General features: G+C 68.8%; 14 protein-coding genes and 1 pseudogene. 7 read left to right on the top strand and 8 right to left on the bottom strand.

Features of this window, described 5'->3' with window-relative positions; translation table 11 throughout:
* The 6 genes from solA to NM2_RS26615 all read left to right on the top strand — a co-directional run.
* Positions 1-2,276 (top strand): N-methyl-L-tryptophan oxidase (gene solA, locus NM2_RS26590; protein ID WP_067674057.1); only part of this gene is annotated, 2,276 nt, incomplete at its 5' end.
* A gap of 54 nt (positions 2,277-2,330) precedes the next feature.
* On the top strand, positions 2,331-2,984 hold the full coding sequence (locus tag NM2_RS26595) for a cyclase family protein (protein ID WP_067674059.1): 654 nt from the start codon (positions 2,331-2,333) through the stop codon (positions 2,982-2,984).
* Positions 2,981-4,462 carry a gamma-glutamyltransferase gene (locus NM2_RS26600; protein WP_067674061.1) on the top strand — a complete coding sequence of 494 codons (1,482 nt, stop codon included), beginning with the start codon at positions 2,981-2,983 and terminating at the stop codon, positions 4,460-4,462. Before NM2_RS26595 ends, NM2_RS26600 begins: the two co-directional genes overlap by 4 nt.
* A 2-nt stretch (positions 4,463-4,464) precedes the next feature.
* Positions 4,465-6,366: a primary-amine oxidase gene (locus NM2_RS26605; RefSeq protein WP_067674063.1), complete on the top strand. Its 1,902-nt coding sequence runs from the start codon at positions 4,465-4,467 to the stop codon at positions 6,364-6,366.
* Between the two features lie 10 nt (positions 6,367-6,376).
* Positions 6,377-7,693: an aromatic ring-hydroxylating oxygenase subunit alpha gene (locus NM2_RS26610; protein WP_067674066.1), complete on the top strand. Its 1,317-nt coding sequence runs from the start codon at positions 6,377-6,379 to the stop codon at positions 7,691-7,693.
* Positions 7,672-9,198, top strand: coding sequence for a glutamine synthetase family protein (locus tag NM2_RS26615; protein WP_084531579.1), 1,527 nt, complete (start codon positions 7,672-7,674; stop codon positions 9,196-9,198). The genes NM2_RS26610 and NM2_RS26615 overlap by 22 nt, the downstream gene beginning before the upstream one ends.
* A gap of 27 nt (positions 9,199-9,225) precedes the next feature.
* Here the strand turns inward: NM2_RS26615 and NM2_RS26620 are convergent, their stop codons facing one another.
* From NM2_RS26620 to NM2_RS26650, 7 genes are all read right to left on the bottom strand, one after another.
* Positions 9,226-9,666 (bottom strand): DUF6924 domain-containing protein, encoded by a 441-nt coding sequence (locus NM2_RS26620; RefSeq protein ID WP_067674068.1) that lies wholly within the window; start codon positions 9,664-9,666, stop codon positions 9,226-9,228.
* A gap of 493 nt (positions 9,667-10,159) precedes the next feature.
* Positions 10,160-10,864, bottom strand: coding sequence for an AAA family ATPase (locus NM2_RS26625; protein ID WP_169816242.1), 705 nt, complete (start codon positions 10,862-10,864; stop codon positions 10,160-10,162).
* Between the two features lie 3 nt (positions 10,865-10,867).
* A complete protein-coding gene (locus NM2_RS26630) occupies positions 10,868-11,218 on the bottom strand; it encodes a TFIIB-type zinc ribbon-containing protein (RefSeq protein ID WP_067674201.1) in 351 nt (116 codons plus the stop codon).
* A gap of 279 nt (positions 11,219-11,497) precedes the next feature.
* Complete coding sequence (locus NM2_RS26635; RefSeq protein ID WP_067674070.1) at positions 11,498-12,607, bottom strand: LLM class flavin-dependent oxidoreductase; 1,110 nt, start codon at positions 12,605-12,607, stop codon at positions 11,498-11,500.
* A gap of 156 nt (positions 12,608-12,763) precedes the next feature.
* Complete coding sequence (locus tag NM2_RS26640) at positions 12,764-13,633, bottom strand: DsbA family oxidoreductase (protein WP_218025993.1); 870 nt, start codon at positions 13,631-13,633, stop codon at positions 12,764-12,766.
* Positions 13,630-14,064: a cupin domain-containing protein gene (locus NM2_RS26645; protein WP_067674075.1), complete on the bottom strand. Its 435-nt coding sequence runs from the start codon at positions 14,062-14,064 to the stop codon at positions 13,630-13,632. Before NM2_RS26645 ends, NM2_RS26640 begins: the two co-directional genes overlap by 4 nt.
* Complete coding sequence (locus NM2_RS26650) at positions 14,065-14,484, bottom strand: RrF2 family transcriptional regulator (RefSeq protein ID WP_067674077.1); 420 nt, start codon at positions 14,482-14,484, stop codon at positions 14,065-14,067.
* Between the two features lie 67 nt (positions 14,485-14,551).
* Here NM2_RS26650 and NM2_RS26655 point away from each other — a divergent pair, with 67 nt between their 5' ends.
* Entirely contained in the window at positions 14,552-16,156 is a 1,605-nt protein-coding gene (locus NM2_RS26655; protein ID WP_218025994.1) for an AAA family ATPase, read from the top strand.
* Between the two features lie 175 nt (positions 16,157-16,331).
* Here the strand turns inward: NM2_RS26655 and NM2_RS51900 are convergent.
* A pseudogene (locus NM2_RS51900) lies at positions 16,332-16,430 on the bottom strand (ester cyclase); the annotation flags it as partial.
* Positions 16,431-16,561: the final 131 nt, after the last annotated feature.

The raw sequence follows: 16,561 nt of genomic DNA on the forward strand, positions 1-16,561 counted from the left end.
CGGCCGGGTGGCAGCGGGCGGTCGCCGCCGTGCGGTTGCGGCCCGGCGACCGGGTGCTGGCCGCGCGCTCCAGTTACGTCAGCAGCGCGCTGCATCTGCTGAGCCTGGAGCGGGAGACCGATATCCGGGTCGAGCTGCTGGACGTCGCGCCGGAGGGCGGCGTGGACCTGGACGCGCTGCGTCTGGCGCTGCGGCGCGGACGGGTCGCGCTGGTCACCGCCGCGCATATGCCGACCTCCTCCGGACTGGTGGAACCGGTCGAGCAGATCGGCGCGCTGTGCCGCGAGGCCGGCGTACCGTTCCTGCTCGACGCGACCCAGTCACTCGGGCAGCTCGATGTCGACGTGCATCGCATCGGCTGTGATCTGCTGGTGTCGACCGGCCGGAAATTTCTGCGCGGGCCGCGCGGCACCGGACTGCTGTACGCGTCGGCGCAGCTGGTGGACCGGCTCGAGCCGATCTCACCGGATGTGCGTGGCGCCCAGTGGATTCGGGAACGCGAGTGGACCCTCGCACCAGGGGCCCGGCGATTCGAACTGTGGGAGGCCGCCCACGCGCTGCGCCTCGGACTCGGCGCCGCCCTCGCCGATTTCACCGCCCTGGGCACCGCGCCGATCGCGGCCCGCATCGCCGGTCTCGGCACCCGGATCCGCGCGGAGCTGTCCGGCGTCCCCGGCGTGCGGGTGGTCGACCCGCCGGCGGCCGGCGGCGGCATCGTCACCTTCGCGGTGTCCGGAATCCCCGCCGACGTGGTGCGCACGCGGCTGTCGGCCCGCGGGGTGCACCTGGTCTCGGTGCCCGCCTCCCACGGCCGCTGGGATCTGGCCGCCCGCGACCTGCCGGCCGTCCTGCGCGCGTCGGCCCACGTGTACAACGACGACGCCGACCTGTACGCGCTGGTCGAGGCGGTACGAGAGGTAGCGCGCCCGCGTCGAGGAAGGAATCCTGATACAGCAGAACAGGATTCATCCCGCCATCCCGCGAACGACAAGAGCAGGCCGGAACAAGATCCCGCCATCTCGCCCGCGTCCCGTGGGGGTGGTGCGGGGCAGGCCTCGGTCATCCCGTCCGCGGCGCGCGGGGATAGGTCGGAAATAGGCCCGGCCGCCATCCGCCGCACGAGCGGGAGTAAGTCGGACAGCGTATTCGATGCGATTGTCGTCGGGCTCGGTGTGCATGGGCGGGCGACGCTGCATGAGCTGGCGCGGCGGGGGCTGCGGGCGGTCGGCTTGGAACGCTTCCGGCTGGGCCACGAGCGCGGTTCCTCGCACGGCGCGACCCGCATGATCCGGCGGGCGTATCCGAATCCGGTGTGGGACAAGCTCGTCGACGACGCGTACGCGAATTGGGCACGGCTGGAACGAGATTCGGACGTCCGGTTGATCAGCACCACCGGCGGGCTGTATGCCCGCCCACCCGGTGGGCCGGACCTGCTGCGGGGGCCGGGATGCCGAGTGGTCGACGCCGAGGAGGCGAACCGGCTGATGCCCGCGCTGCGCCTCGGCGAGGGGTGGACCGCGGTCTACGACCCGGCCGCCGGAGTGCTCGACGCCGAAGCCGCCATGCGAGTGCAACTCGACCTCGCGGTGGCGGCGGGCGCACAGGTCCGCGACCGCGAACCCGTATTGCACTGGCAGCAGGACGGCGACCTGATCACCGTGCACACCCCGCAGGCCGAACTGATCACCCGGAATCTGGTGGTGTGCGCCGGATCGTGGATCGGGCAGTTGCTGCCCGAGTTCGCCGCCGAGCTGTCGCCGGTGCGGATCGTCAACGCCTACTTTCCCGATGCCGCACCGGAACTCTTCGGCCCGCCGCGGCTGGGCGCGTTCTCCGCCGAGCTGCCCGAGGGACTTGCCTACGGGATTCCGGCACTGGACGGTCGCGGGATCAAACTGGGTATGGACAGCGGACCCGCCATCGACCCCGATGCCGCGGCGGGACCTGCGACAACGTCCGAATCGGACCTGCTGACCTCGGTCGCCGCGCGGCTGTTGCCCGGCGCGGGCGCGCCGGGCGGACATCTGATCTGCCGCTACACCATGACCGCGGACCGGCGATTCCTGGTGGGCGCGGCGCCCGGCAGGACCGGCGTGTACCTGGTCGGCGCGTGCTCCGGACACGGTTTCAAATTCGCCCCGGCACTCGGCGTCGCGCTGGCCGACATGATCACCGGACGTCCCCGTGACGACCTGGCCTTCCTCGCACCCGGCAGATTCCCGCGCGACCGGCAGCCGCAGAGCGTCGCCGCTCGGCATCCGGGCGGTCCGGCATGACTGCCCACCGGCTGCCCGAATCATGTAATCCCCATCCGATCAGGAGGTCGACTCGTGTATCTCGATCCGCAGAAAGCCCTCGACATCTCGATGCCCATCCATCCGGGCATGCTGCACTGGGGCCGGCGCCCCGAGATGGAAATCGTGGAGTCCCGGTCGGCGGGGCTGCCCTCCAATGTCAGCCGCTGGCGGATCGGCGCGCACACCGGAACCCACATCGATGCCCCGGCGCATTTCATCGATGGCGGCAGAACCGTTGACCAGCTCGATCTTTCGGCATTGATCGGCCCGGCGCGGGTGCTCGACCTGACCGGAGTGCCGCACGCGATCACCGCCGCCGACCTCGAGCGCGCAGGACTCGGCGATGAGGGCCGGGTCCTGCTGAAGACCAGCAACTCCGCCACGGTCCTGCGCTCGGCGTGGAAATCCCCTTCCTGGGTGGGGCTGGCGCCGGACGGGGCCCGTCTGCTCATCGAGGCGGGGGTGAAAATGGTTGCGATCGACTATCTTTCGATCGAGGACACCGACCACACCACGCACTGGGAAACCCATCAGCTGCTGTGCGGAGCCGAGGTGCTGATCCTCGAGGTGGCCGATCTGCTGAACGTCGACCCGGGCGTGTATTGGCAGGTCTCCCAGCCGATTCCGTTGCAGGGCGCGGAAGCCGCCCCCGCCCCGACCCTGCTGTTCCCGACGGACCAGGTATGAAACTCCGGTCGCCGCGAGCGGTTGCGATCGCCGCCCCGCATCGGGCGGCGGTGGCTGCCGCGGAATCCGTTGTGCGGCAATACGGCGGCAATGCCGTGGACGCGGCGCTGGCGGCGGCCGTGACGCTGACCGTGGTGTACCCGCATCAGTGTTCGCTCGGCGGGGATCTGGTGGCGCTGGTGCACGAGCCCGGCGGCACCGTGCGGGCGATCCTGTCGATCGGCGCGTCCCCGCAAGATGCGTTGCGGCCGAACGGGTCTCGAATGCCGGGGCAGGGATCGCACAGCGTGACCGTGCCCGGCGCGGTGGCGGGGTGGCAGGCGCTGGCGGGCTTCGGGCGGTTGCCGTTGGCGGCATCGCTGCGCCGCGCCGCCGAGCTGGCCCGATCCCCGATACCGGTGGCGCCGGGACTCGCGCGTGCGGTGCGAGATCGATGCGAAGCCGTGCGGGCGGATCCTGGACTGCGAGATCTGCTGCTGGATGCGGACGGCGTTCGCACGGTCCTGCATCAGCCACGGTTGGCCCGGACGCTGGAGGTACTCGCCGAAGATCCCGGCGCGTTCTACCGGGGTGCGGTCGCGGACCGGCTGGTGAGTTTTCTGCGCGACCGCGGAAGCCGGCTGTCGGAGCAGGATTTCGCCGGGCATCGGCCGGATATCACCGCGCCGCTGAGTCTCGAACTGCCGCAAGGACAATGGCATGTCGCGCCACCGCCCAGTCAGGGCGCGACGCTGCTGGCCGTCCTCGGCCGGAGCGAACGATCCGATCTGCTGTCGTCGTGCCGCCGCGCCGCCGCGGCGCGGGACAGGCTGCTCGGCGACCCGCTCGCCGGCCCGGTCGACGTGGCCGGACTCTTGCACGCGGATTCCCCAGGGGCGGCGGACCTTTCCCGGCGTGCGGCCGGCGACACCGTCGCGATCACGGCCGTCGACGCCGACGGATTGGCGGTATCGCTGATTCAGAGCGTGTACCAGTCCTTCGGCGCCGGGCTGTGCGATCCCGCCACCGGAATCGTGCTGCACAACCGGGCTTCGGCATTCAGCCTCGAGGCCGGGCATCCGGCCGAGTTCGGCCCCGGCCGACGGCCGCCGCACACGCTGTGTCCGGTCATCGGCCGCAGCGGCGATGTCCTGCTCGCCGCCGGCTGCCAGGGCGGTCGCGCCCAGCCGCAGATCCTCGCCCAGACCGTGCCGCAACTGCTGGATCCCGGCAGCGATCCGGTCGCCGTGCTCGCGCGGCCGCGCTGGGTGGTGGGGGCGCGCGATCTGGGCTTCGATGCCGAAACCGTACTGGCCGAACCTGATTCGCGGCCCATCACGGGGACGCTCGCGCTCGTCGAGACCGCGGCACCGGTGGACGAGGCCGGACATGTGCAGATCGCGCGGCTGGTGCGTACGCGGCTGGAGGCCGCATCCGATCCCCGGGCCGACGGCGAGGCCGTCGTGCTCGGACAGCACGAGAGTAGGGACAGATCGTGAGCATGTCGGCACCCGCCGCCACCCGGGCATCCGCCCACCCGCTGGATCCGCTGACCGTCGCCGAACTCGGGGCGATCGTCGCGGCCGTCCGCGCCGACGGGAGGGTCGGATCCGGCGCCCGGTTCTGGGGCGCGACGCTGGACGAACAGCACACGCGCAGCGGCGAGCCGGGCCGCCGGGCTCGCATCGTCGTCCTGGACCCCGACGCGCACCGCGCGTTCGAGGTGGAAGTGGAACTCGGCGACCCCGCCGCGGCCGTGCGATGGCATCCGCTCGACCCGCGCAATCCGGGCATGACCTCCGAGGAGGCCCGCGCCGCGGTGGCGGCCTGCCGGGCGGACCCGACGTTCCGGGCGGTGCTGGCCGCCCGCGGGATCACCGATATGTCGCTGGTGATGGTCGACCCGGAGTCCATCGGCGGCTTCGAACCGCCCGAGTACATCGGTCGCCGCCTGACCTGGGGCAGCGTGTGGCTGAAGACGTCACCCGAGGACAACCACTATGCACGGCCGGTGCAGGGCGTCGTGCCGATCATCGACATGGAACGCATGACGGTGCTGCGGGTGGAAGACCACGGCACGACGCCGCCGGCGAGCGAATCCGGCGATTTCAGCGCCGCCGCGCACGCACCGCGGCCGGGCCTGATGCCGTTGGACATCATTCAGCCGCAGGGCCCGAGCTTCACCGTGCGCGGCAGCGAAGTGCGTTGGCAGAACTGGGCTTTCCGGGTCGGTTTCACTCATCGGGAGGGTCTGGTGCTGCACGAGCTGACCTTCGCCGGACGACCGGTCGTGCGCCGGGCGGCGATCAACGAAATGTATGTGCCCTATTTCGATACCAGCGCAACGCAATACCGGAAGAACTTCTTCGACTGGGGTGAGTACGGCGGCGGTCCGCTGACCAACTCGCTCGAACTCGGCTGCGACTGCCTCGGCGTGATCCACTACTTCGACGCGGCCGTACTGGGCGGGGACGGTCGACCTCGGGTGATACCCAACGCGATCTGCATGCACGAGGAGGACGACGGGATCCTCTGGAAGCATCACGACGGTCGCCGCGGCGTCACCGAGGTCCGCCGGTCCCGCACGCTCATCGTGTCCAGTTTCGTCACGGTCGCCAACTACGACTACGGGTTCTACTGGTCCCTGCATCAGGACGGCGCGATCGACCTGGAGATCAAGATGACCGGCATCCTGTCGGCCACCGGCATCGATGACGACGAGAATCCGCCGTACGCGCGGAAGGTGGGGCCGAATGTGGCCGTCACCAATCATCAGCACTATTTCTCCGTCCGTCTGGACATGGCCGTCGACGGGCCGCGCAACCGGCTGGCCGAGGTCTTCGCCGAACCCGAGCCGGATGCCGCCCTGGATCCGTACGGGAACGCGTGCCGCACCGGTGTGCGGTATGTGCGCCAGGAGCGCGACGGCGGGTTGACCAGCGATCCCGCCCGATCGCTGCATTGGCGAGTGGAGAGCGCGGACCGGGTCAACCGGATGGGCGAACCCACCGCCTACCGGCTGTTCGTCGACAGCACCGCACGTCTGCCGGTGCGCCCGGACAGCGTGTGCGCCCGGCGCGCGCCGTTCGTCGGTAAGCAGCTGTGGGCCACCGCATACGATCCGGCTCGTCGTTACGTCGGCGGCGAATATCCCAATCAGGCCGAGCCGGGTTCCGACGGCGTGCAGGTGTGGCAACGCGAGAACCGTTCGCTCGACGGCGCGGAACTGGTGCTGTGGGCAACCGTCGGCTCGCACCATTTCCCGAGGCCGGAGGACTGGCCGGTGATGCCGGTCGCACGGGCCCGGCTGCGCCTCGAGCCCGACGGCTTCTTCGACCGCAATCCCGCATTGGACGTGCCGCCACCGTCGCACTGCCACACCACGACCGAGCACTGCCACTGAAGGAGTCGCGATGCTTTCTCGCGAGGACAACGAGACGGTGACCCGCACGGGGCCCGGTACCCCGGCCGGGAAGCTGCTGCGCGCCTACTGGCAGCCCGCCGCGCTGGTATCGGAGATCTCCGGCGAACGTCCGGCCAAGGCGATCCGGCTGTTCGGCGAGGATCTGGTGCTGTACCGGACCGGTACGGGTGACTGGGCGCTGGTCAGCCGATTCTGTGCGCACCGGGGTGTCGACCTGTCCTTCGGCCGGCTCGAGGACGGCGGCCTGCGCTGCCTCTATCACGGCTGGCTGTACGGTCCCGACGGGCGCTGCCTGGAGCAGCCCGCCGAACCCGAACAGAGCCGATTCCACGAGAAGGTACGCATCGCGGCCTATCCGTGCCTGGAACGCAACGGGATCGTCTTCGCCTATCTCGGCGGCGGCGAGCCACCACCGCTCCCCTGCTACGACTGCTTCGTCGCTCCCCAGGAGTACACCTTCGCATTCAAAGGGCTGTGGGAGTGCAACTGGTTACAGGGCGTGGAGGGCGGCATCGATCCGAGTCACGTGTCGTTCCTGCACCGGTTCCTCGACGAGGATCCGCGGGAGACCTACGGCCAGCAGTTCCGTGAGGAGGTCGCGGGCACCGGCAAATCGCTGTCGCATCTCGTCGGCGAGCACTACCGCCCGGACATCGAGGTCGAACCCGATGAGCACGGGCTGCGCGTGTTCGCGGTCCGGACCCTGCCGGACCGGCAGCGGCACGTTCGGGTGACGAACCTGGTGTTCCCCAACGCCTTCGTGGTGCCCTTCGGCGACGACCAGGTGTTCTGTCAGTGGCATGTGCCGATCGACGACCGCAGTCACTACTGGTACATGATCCTCTACGACTTCCGGACGCCGACCGATAAGGAAACCTTACTGCGACAACGTCTTTCGGCCGTCACACTGCCGGATTACCGCTGCGTCCGAAACCGGGAGAACGATTGGGGTTTCGATCCCGCGGAGCAGCGTTCGCGCACCTATACCGGGATGGGCCTGGACATCAACGTGCACGACCAGTGGGCGGTGGAGAGTATGGGCGCGATCCAGGACCGCACCGTGGAACGGCTCGGGGTGTCGGACCGGGCGGTGACAGCGAACCGGCGATTACTGCTGCGCGCGATCACCGCGCACGAGGCGGGACGGCCCACGCCGGGCACGGCGACCGATCAGCGGTCCGCGGCGGCGCTGCGCGGACCGCTGGCCGTCGACACCGTCGCGCCCGCGGAAGGCTGGCGGGAGCATTGGCGCACGCGGGAGGCGAAGCGGCGAACGGAGTCGCCATGGGCCGGAGCACTGTCGTGACGGCGCGGTCGGTCGACGAGCGGCCGGTCTCCGAGGGCGGTGGCGGTGCACGGATCGGCCCGCACACCGAAGGCGGCGGATTCATCGAACGGCACGGGTTGTGGGACGAGGCGCAGTACACGGCCGCGGCACAGTTGCGCCGGGTCGTCGACGAGCAGGGCATCGAGCTGATCCGGCTGTCGTTCTGCGATCAGCACGGTGTGCTGCGCGGCAAGACCCTCACCCGGGACGCGGTGTGGGCGGCCCTGCGCAACGGGTGCACCGCGCCGTCGACGCTGCTGCTCAAGGACACCTCGGGCGCGACGGTGTATCCGGTCTTCACCGCGGACACCGCAGCCGGTGTCGCGGCTGGTGCCGGTGACATGGTGCTCGTGCCGGACCCGGCGACGTTTCGCGTGCTGCCCTGGGCCCCGCGGACCGGGTGGCTGCTGTGCGACATCCATCTCCCGGACGGAGCCGCGGCGCCGTTGTCCACCCGCGCGGCGTGCCGACGGGCGCTGGACCGGCTCGACCAGCGCGGTTATGCGCTGACCGTCGGAGTCGAGTTGGAGTTCCACGTGTTCCGCCTCGTGCACGACGGCCGGGAGCCGTCCCGCCCGGGTGCGCCCGGTGAACCCGCGCGGACAGCGCCGCTGACCCGGGGCGCGCAATTGCTGCACGAGGAGGGGCTGGATTCGGTCGACGCGGTCGTGCAACTGCTGTACGACGGGCTCACCGCGCTGGACCTGCCGCTGCGCTCCCTCGAGCTGGAATTCGGGGCGAACCAGCTCGAACTCACCCTGGCGCCCTGTCCGGGCCTGTCCGCCGCCGACGCGGTTGTGCTGTGCCGCAGCGCTGTTCGGCAGCTGTGCCGCCGTGCGGGCCTGCATGCGACCTTCATGAGCCGGCCGCGGGGCGCCGACGCGGCCTCGGCCGGGTGGCATCTGCATCAGTCCCTGGCGACGACCAGCGACGGCGAGAACGCCTTCACCCCAGAGGATCCCGGTGCGGTGTTGTCGCCGACCGGGTTGCGGTATCTGGCCGGGCTGCTCCGGCATGCCGCCGCGGCGGCGGTGTTCACGACACCGACGGTCAACGGGTACAAGCGATATCGGCCGTTCTCGCTCGCACCGGACCGGATCGTGTGGGGTGTGGACAACAAGGGCGCGATGGTGCGCGTGGTGGGCGGCCCGGGCGATCCCGCGACCCGGCTGGAAAATCGTTCCGGCGAGCCCGCCGCGAATCCCTACCTGTACATCGCCTCCCAGGCGGTGTGCGGCCTGGGAGGCATCGATGCGGCACTGGATCCCGGCCCGCCGACCTCGACTCCCTACGCCGCGTCCGCTCCCCGGCTGCCCTCGAACCTGATAGCAGCACTGGACGCGCTCGAACGAGACCCGTTGTTCGCCAGCGCTTTCGGGCGCGAATTCGTCGACTGGCTGGTGCGGCTCAAGCGGGCGGAAGCCGAGCGCTATCTGACCGAGGTTTCGGAGTGGGAACAGCGTGAATACTTCGGGCTGTTCTGAGGCGGACTCGGCCGGCGACGGATGTCTTCAGGCGAAGCCGCGGAATACGCCCTTGTCGCCCGCGTGCTCCGCGGCCGCGGCGTAGTCCGCGATGGTGATATTGCCGTTGTCCACATTGCCGATCGCTTCGCTCAGCTCGGACGCTACGACACGGACGGTGGCCCCGCGCTGGTCCTCGAAGAGGTCCAGAAACAGAATCGGGTACTCGGTGCTGGCCATGGTCTCGCGGTCGGCCAGCATCACGAACGTGTGGTCCGTATCCTCCAGGCTCTCCAGCGCGAGCAGCCGCTCGACGGTCAGGTCGCGGTTGGCGGGGTCATCCAGTATCTCGACGTCCTGGTCGATGCTCGCATCGAACGCCGCCATCGCCGAGGCGTCGATCGCCGACCGGCAGGACTCCCATGCCTGCTGATCGGAGAAGTCCGTGCGAATGAGGACAGCCTTCACGGTCTCGGGCAGAACAAACACTGATGTGGTACCTCTCGGTATCAGGAAAAACGGTATCGAGTGCACCCACCGTACTCGTCCACGCACCCGAACCGGTCGAACCGAAACCCACCGATTACACCTTCTCGCCCGGAAACAGAAGACGGCCGCCTCGACGAAGCCCGCACCGCCTGGGTCCCGTCCCGCTCGGACCTCAACGAAATCACCCGCGCCGTAAGCGATTCCGCCATCACACGAAACGCCCCTCCACCGGTTACCACCCTCACCTCCCACCCCGAAGCCCCCCTGCTGCGCGGCTCCGGAATCGAGAGCGTCAAAGTTCGAGCAGCACGGGGGTTTCCGGGCTCCGACCCCGCTGACATCCCGGCGGGCAACCGCGGTCGACGGTAGGCGGGGCGATCGTTGCCGGTGCGGTGGACGTCGAGGTCGTCGCGACCCGCCGCGAGTTGATGAAGCTGCTGGGTGAGTCGTTCGCCCGTAGCGATGAGATGCGGTCCGCGCCTACCGATCTTGTTCAGCGTCTTGACTTTCCAGGCGTCGAACTGTCGTCGGCGTGTCGGTCCGACGGTGACGTCGGGATGGTTGGAGGTGGGCTCGGTTCGAGTACACGATCGATCCAGGAGTGGACGTGGTCGACGGTCGCGGTGAGGGGTGCGGTGGTCGTGTCGAGCAGTTCGACGGGCGGGTCGAGTGTGGCGGCGTGGTGTCGGAGCCAGTCGGCGAATTCGATCATCTCGTCGATGCGCGGCTCGTCCCAGGCTCGCCACGCCGGTCGGGCGCGTAGCCGCGCGGCGAGTGTGGCGGGGTCGGCGACCAGTGCGAGGTAGTGGATGTCGGTGAAGAAGGCTCGTTCGGGTAGCGGCTCGAATTCGGGCGGCGCGACCGTGCCGCAGAGGACGACGGGCAGACCGTTCTGGTGGATCATGGCCGCCAGACGCAGCCACACGGACCGGAACTCGGGGTGGCCATCGATGTCGTCGCGCAGGCCCGCCACCCACAGGACGTCCTGTTCCAGGACCACGGCGCGACCGGCGAGCCGGTGCGCGAGGGCGGCGGCAACGGTTGATTTGCCCGCACCGCTGGGGCCGGTCAGCGCCAACAGCGGCAGCCGCCGAAACGCGCGGTCGTGCCCGCAGTGCGGGCACAGCCAGCGGTCGCCGTCCACGGTGACCCGCGCGGCCCGCTCCCCGCAGCGGGGGCAGATGTTCGGATCGAGCATCGGCTAGTCGAACAGGTCGCCGAGAAAGCCGCGCTTGCGACGGTGCCCGTGCCCGTAAGGACGCGGCGAGTCGCGGTAGTGCGCGCCGTAGGGGCGTGGCGAATCGCCGTAATGCCCGCCGTAGGGACTCGGCGAGTCACCATAATGCCGCGGTGGCGGATACTGCGGAGACTGCGGGTATCCGGGCGGCGGCTGGTATGCGGGCGGGTTGCCGTAATAGGCGTTCTCGGCCGCGACGATCTGTTCCAGTTCGCCGGGATCGAGGAAGATGCCCCGGCAGCCCTGACACTGGTCGATGTTGACACCGCCCTTGTTGACGGTCCGCATCGGATTCTGACATTTCGGACAGATCATGCAGACCACCATACGTGGATCCGATGGGCGCGCCGGGGCGCCGACATCACCCCGCTGAACTCCGCGTCGGCGAGCAGCCTTGTGCTGGAGGTGAATTCATGGCGCCGTCCGAGACTTCTCCGGCGTGGCAGACGACGACGCGGTCACACAGCCGGGCGATCACCGCGAGATCGTGTGATGGCGATCAGTACGCGCTGCGACATCCCGCCGGACGCCGAGCACTGTGGCAGGAATTCGCTTGTCGCGCAGGATTTTTCGAATATCGCCCCGCACCCGGGCTCAGGCGGGAGCGGGGACCGGGGCCCGGCGCGCGAGTTCCTGACGCACCAATGGCAGCAGGTGGCGACCGTAGTCGACGGCGTCCTCCAGCGGATCGTATCCGCGGATCAGCAGTGTGCTCACGCCGATGTCGACGTAATCGAGCAGTGCGGCGGCCACCGTCTCCGGCGTGCCCACCAAGGCGGTGGAATTACCCGCCGCGCCGGTGGCGGCCGCGGTCGGCGTCCACAGCGCCCGGTCGTGGATCTCGCCCTTGGCCGCCGCGGCCAGCAATCGCTGCGAGCCGACGTTCTGCGGAGCCTCGGTGTCCAAGGCCCTGCCGTGATGCTTCCACCCGCCGCTGGCGACGTTCTGCTTCAGACCCGCGAGAATGCGGTGCGCCCGCTCCCAGGCGGCTTCGTCGGTGGCCCCGAGGATCGGCCGGAACGAGACGCTGATCCGGGGCGGGACCGTCCGACCTGCGGCCTGCGCGGCGGCGTTGATCGCCGCGATCTGCTCGGCGGTCTCGGCCAGCGGCTCGCCCCACAGCGCGAACACGTCGGCGTGCTTGCCGCCGACCCGGTACGCGGCCGCCGAGGAACCACCGAAATACAGCGGAATCCGGGGCTGCTGCACCGGCCGGATCCGGGGGTCGTACCCCTCGAAGCGATAGAAGCGACCGGCGTGGTCGAACGCGTCCTGCGCGGTCCACGCCCGGGTGAGGACGTCGAGATATTCGTCGGTGCGGGCGTAGCGTTCGTCCTTGCCGAGATAGTCGCCGTCCCTGCGCTGTTCGACGTCGCTGCCGCCGCTGATGATGTGGACGGCGACCCGGCCGCCGGAGAAGTGATCGAGTGTGGCGAAGGTGCGCGCGGCGAGCGTCGGCGCGACGAATCCGGGCCGGTGCGCGACCAGCAGGCCGAGTCGTTCGGTGTGCGCCGCGACGTGGGCGGCGACCTGGCCGCCGTCCGGCCGGTTGGCCGAGTAGCCGATCAGCACCTTGTCGAAGCCGCCGTCCTCGTGTGCGCGGGCGAAACGGCGCAGGAAGTCCGGAGCGATCAATTCGCCGCCGGGCGCTCTGGTCTCCGATGCCGGGTTCGTCCCGATCATTCCGACGAATTCGACCGTCATCGAATGGCCTCTCTCTCACCGATCGCGCACGTCCCCGCGCGGCAGGCACCGGGACCGTCGCGGACCATGATCAGGCCGCTGACCAGCGAAGTAAATAATTGACATCTAGATGTGTCTAATTGTCGCCAGGGCGCCCGACGGCCTGAGATACTGCCGTCAGAGCCGTAGGGCCGGATGGGTCGCGGCCTCGTCGGGATGCAGCCACACGGTCGCGCCGCCGACGGTCACCGCGACGGCGTACTCGGGCGCGGCACGAAAGCCGGTCAGCGCCATCAGTTCCGGTTCGGTGAGGCTGCCGAAACGCTCCAGCGCCGCAGCCGGGTCGAGCGCGTTCGCGGCCGGGGCCAGTTCGGGTTCGACCGCGCGGACCGCGGCGAGATAGTCCTCGTACGGATGCCATCCGGCCACGACGGCATGCCCGAGACGGCCGTGGAACACCAGCGTCGGGAAGGCGTATCGATGACCGTCGAAGGTCTCCTTCGCGCGGCCGTTGTGCGGGCCCGGCGCATCGATGTCGAGGACGTCGGGCAGCGGCTGCCGGGTCTCGGCCCAGTCCCGCGATACCGCCTCGTGAACGGCCGGGTCATCGATATCGGCGGCCAGGCGGGCGTGGTCCAGGCTCGCGACGCCCGCGGTCGCCGCCAACGCGCGTTCGGTGGTGTCGGCGGGGCGGCCGAGCACGAAAGCACTCTCCCGCAGCCGACGCAACACGCGGTCGGCGACCGCGCCGCCCTGCGCTTCGGCGGCTTTCGCCGCCCACGATGCGGGCCGACTGGTGCTGGTCATCCACGCCAGCTCGGCCATCGGCGCATTCGTGTGCGCGCCGATGCCCGCCAATCGTTCGCGATACCAGAGGAGTTCGGCGTGCGGGTCCGGCGCGGGGTCGTCGTCGGTGTCGAACAGAATCCCGAAAACCCGCCGCCAGCTCGCCTCGGGCAGGCCGAGGCGCAGCCGCCGGAACGTCGGCTCCGAACCCCACGCCCACGGACAGACGGGGTCGGTGTACTCGACCACCGCCAGCGTCACGGCTGATCTTCCGGCCGCTCCACGGGCGCCCACAGGCTCGGCAGATTCACCACGATGCCCTCCTGGCTGCTGCGCGCGATGACCACGACCGCTTCCTCGCCGGTCGGGTTCTCCTCCCGGTGCGGGATGTACGGCGGCACGAAGATGTAGTCCCCCGGTTCGGTGTCGAAGCGAACCTCCTCGTCGCCCTCCGCGAAGACGAACGACGGGTGGCCGGAGACGATATAGATCGCGGTCTCGGCCTCACCGTGATGGTGGTCGCCCGAATTCGTATGCGGCGCAACATGTGTCTGGCCCATCCAGACCTTCTCCGAGCCGACGGTCTTGCCCGAGATCGCCTCCAGCCGGGTCATCCCGGTGGTCTGATTGGTCTGGCCGGACAGTTCGGCGGCCTTGATGTGCCGCAGCGGGCGATGCCAATGATCTGTCATTTACCTCTCCTGGCTTGTCACAACGTCGTTCAGCAACTCGACGAGGGTGATCCCGCCGAACATGTCGCGCACGGTGGTCTCGGCCCGTCGCCACAGGTCGGCGACCCGATCGGCGGGCGCGGCGTAGGTCAGCTCCCCGAGTTCGCCGCCGTGCACCGACAGCACACCGCCGTCGACGGCGTCGATGATGTCGGCCACCGTTATCTCGGCAGCGGGCCTGCCCAGCCAGTAGCCGCCCTCACAACCGCGCTGGCTGCGCACCAATCCGGCTCCGCGAAGATCGCGCACCACCGATTTCAGGAACCGGTACGGAATGTCCTGGGACGACGCGATGGCCTCGCAGGTGAGCGGTTTCGTGCCGTCCGCGGCGAGTTCGACCAACATCCGGATCGCATAATCGGATCGGGCCGAGACGCGCATATCCGCACTCCTGTACTTCCGTCGGATTCCGGGACTGCGGTAACACAACCCCGCCCCCGAATTGGCCATGCCAAAGTATCCTTTGGAAACCGCTCGAGTCAACGATGCCGGAATCCCCACCGTCGCGTTGCCATCCAGCGAGAACGAAGATCTTAGAACTACACTTCTAAGAAGTATACTTCTAAGCATGACGGCACTGGCGAAACCGGAGCGGGTCTTCAACCGCAACCGCGAGTGGGCAGGGCTCACACAATTCGCAACCTCTCCCAGCCCTGACGTGCGGTTGGGCATCGTCAGTGGTCGACGACGCCGAGGGAAGACCTTCCTGCTCGACGCCCTGGCCGACGTGGTCGGCGGCTTCTTCTTCACCGCGACGGATGCGACCGAGGTCGAAGCCCTGGCAGGGTTCGGCGAAGCCGTCGCCTCGTACGCAGGTGGCGGCCGATACGCGTTCCGGGACTGGGATGAGGCGCTCGAGCGCCTGTTCACCGTTGTCGGCGACGGCTTGGTCGTCATCGACGAATTCCCATATCTGAGCAAGGCGAGCCCATCGTTGCCATCGGTCCTGCAGCGTGCTCTCGACCCGCGTGGCTACGCACGTAAATCCGCATCGCGAATACTGCTGTGCGGATCGGCGATGCCGGTGATGGGAAAACTGTTGTCCGGCAACGCTCCGCTACGTGGCCGCGCCAGTATGGAGCTGATCGTCAGGTCGCTCGAATATCAGGACTCCGCGCACTTCTGGGGAATCGACGATCCGCGACTGGCGGTGCTCGTGCACTCCATCGTCGGCGGTACCCCGGCCTATCGGCGGGAGTTCGTCGCGGGAGACGCGCCGAATTCGTTGGCGGACTTCGATTCCTGGGTGCTGCGGACCGTACTCAATCCTCAGGTTCCATTGTTTCGGGAGGCACGTTATCTGCTGGCGGAGGAAACCGAGATCCGAGATGCGGCGCTCTACCACGCCGTACTCGGCGCGATCGCGGGCGGGCATACGACACGGGGTGGTATCGCCAATACGATCGGCCGATCCTCGACCGATATCGGTCACCCACTGTCGGTGCTCGAGGACGCACAGCTGATCACACGAACGATCGATCCGTTCAGTCGCGGCAAATCCGTCTACCGAATTGCCGAACCACTCATCGTGTTCTACGAGGCGATCATGCGCCGCGAATGGACACGGTTGGAACGGGGCAATACCGAAGCGGCATGGCGCAATTCGCAGGCGACATTCCGTTCCCAGGTCGTCGGACCACATTTCGAAGAGATCTGCCGCGAGTGGGCCATGTCCGTCGGCGACGAGATTTTCGGAGACCTCCCCGGGCATGTCGCCGCGGCGACCGTCAACGATCCTCGGGACAAGAAACAGATCCAGATCGACGTCGCCGTGCTGGCGCCCGAAGAGGCCGGACAGCCACGCCGCATCCTGTCCCTCGGTGAGGTGAAATGGGACCGGACCATGACACTCGGCCACGTCGACAGACTTCGACGAGCACGAGAGCTGTTGTCCGCCAAAGGATATGACACCAGTCGCACCCTGCTGGCTTGCTACAGCGGTGCTGGTTTCGATGAGAACCTACGAGCGGCGGCGACCGCTCCGGGCAGTGCCGTCAACCGGGCCGACGCCCCGATGCTGGTCGATTTGAACACCATCTACAGCCGAGCGTGACATCGATGCGGAGGCCCGACCGTAAGCCCTTGGCGAACCCTGCCGAAAAGCTGCGGGGTCGGCGACTTCCTCGAGTTCATGTCAGCACGGGATCGGCTGTCAGTCGATGAGATTCGGCGGCACAGTAGCCAGCAGGCGTGAGTCCGGTTCACCGCCGGCCGTGGCGAGGGCTGGTCCGGTGGGTCGAGCCCGTCGGCGGGATCTTGCCCAGCGGACCGAGATGTGTTCCCAACAGCCAGAATTCGACGATCACCGCATCACAACTGTGCCGTAGCCGCGATCGATCGAGTTGTCCGCTGCGCCACCGCCTCGGCCGTCCCCGGCCACTCCCGGCGGGTCTCGCCGAAAGTGGTTGGGGTCGAAGGTGTCCCGGGTTGAGATACGCACTCACTCATGGCCGTATAC

The organism is Nocardia miyunensis NBRC 108239 (genome assembly GCF_001613065.1).
In the GTDB taxonomy this organism is placed as follows: Bacteria; Actinomycetota; Actinomycetes; order Mycobacteriales; family Mycobacteriaceae; genus Nocardia; species Nocardia miyunensis.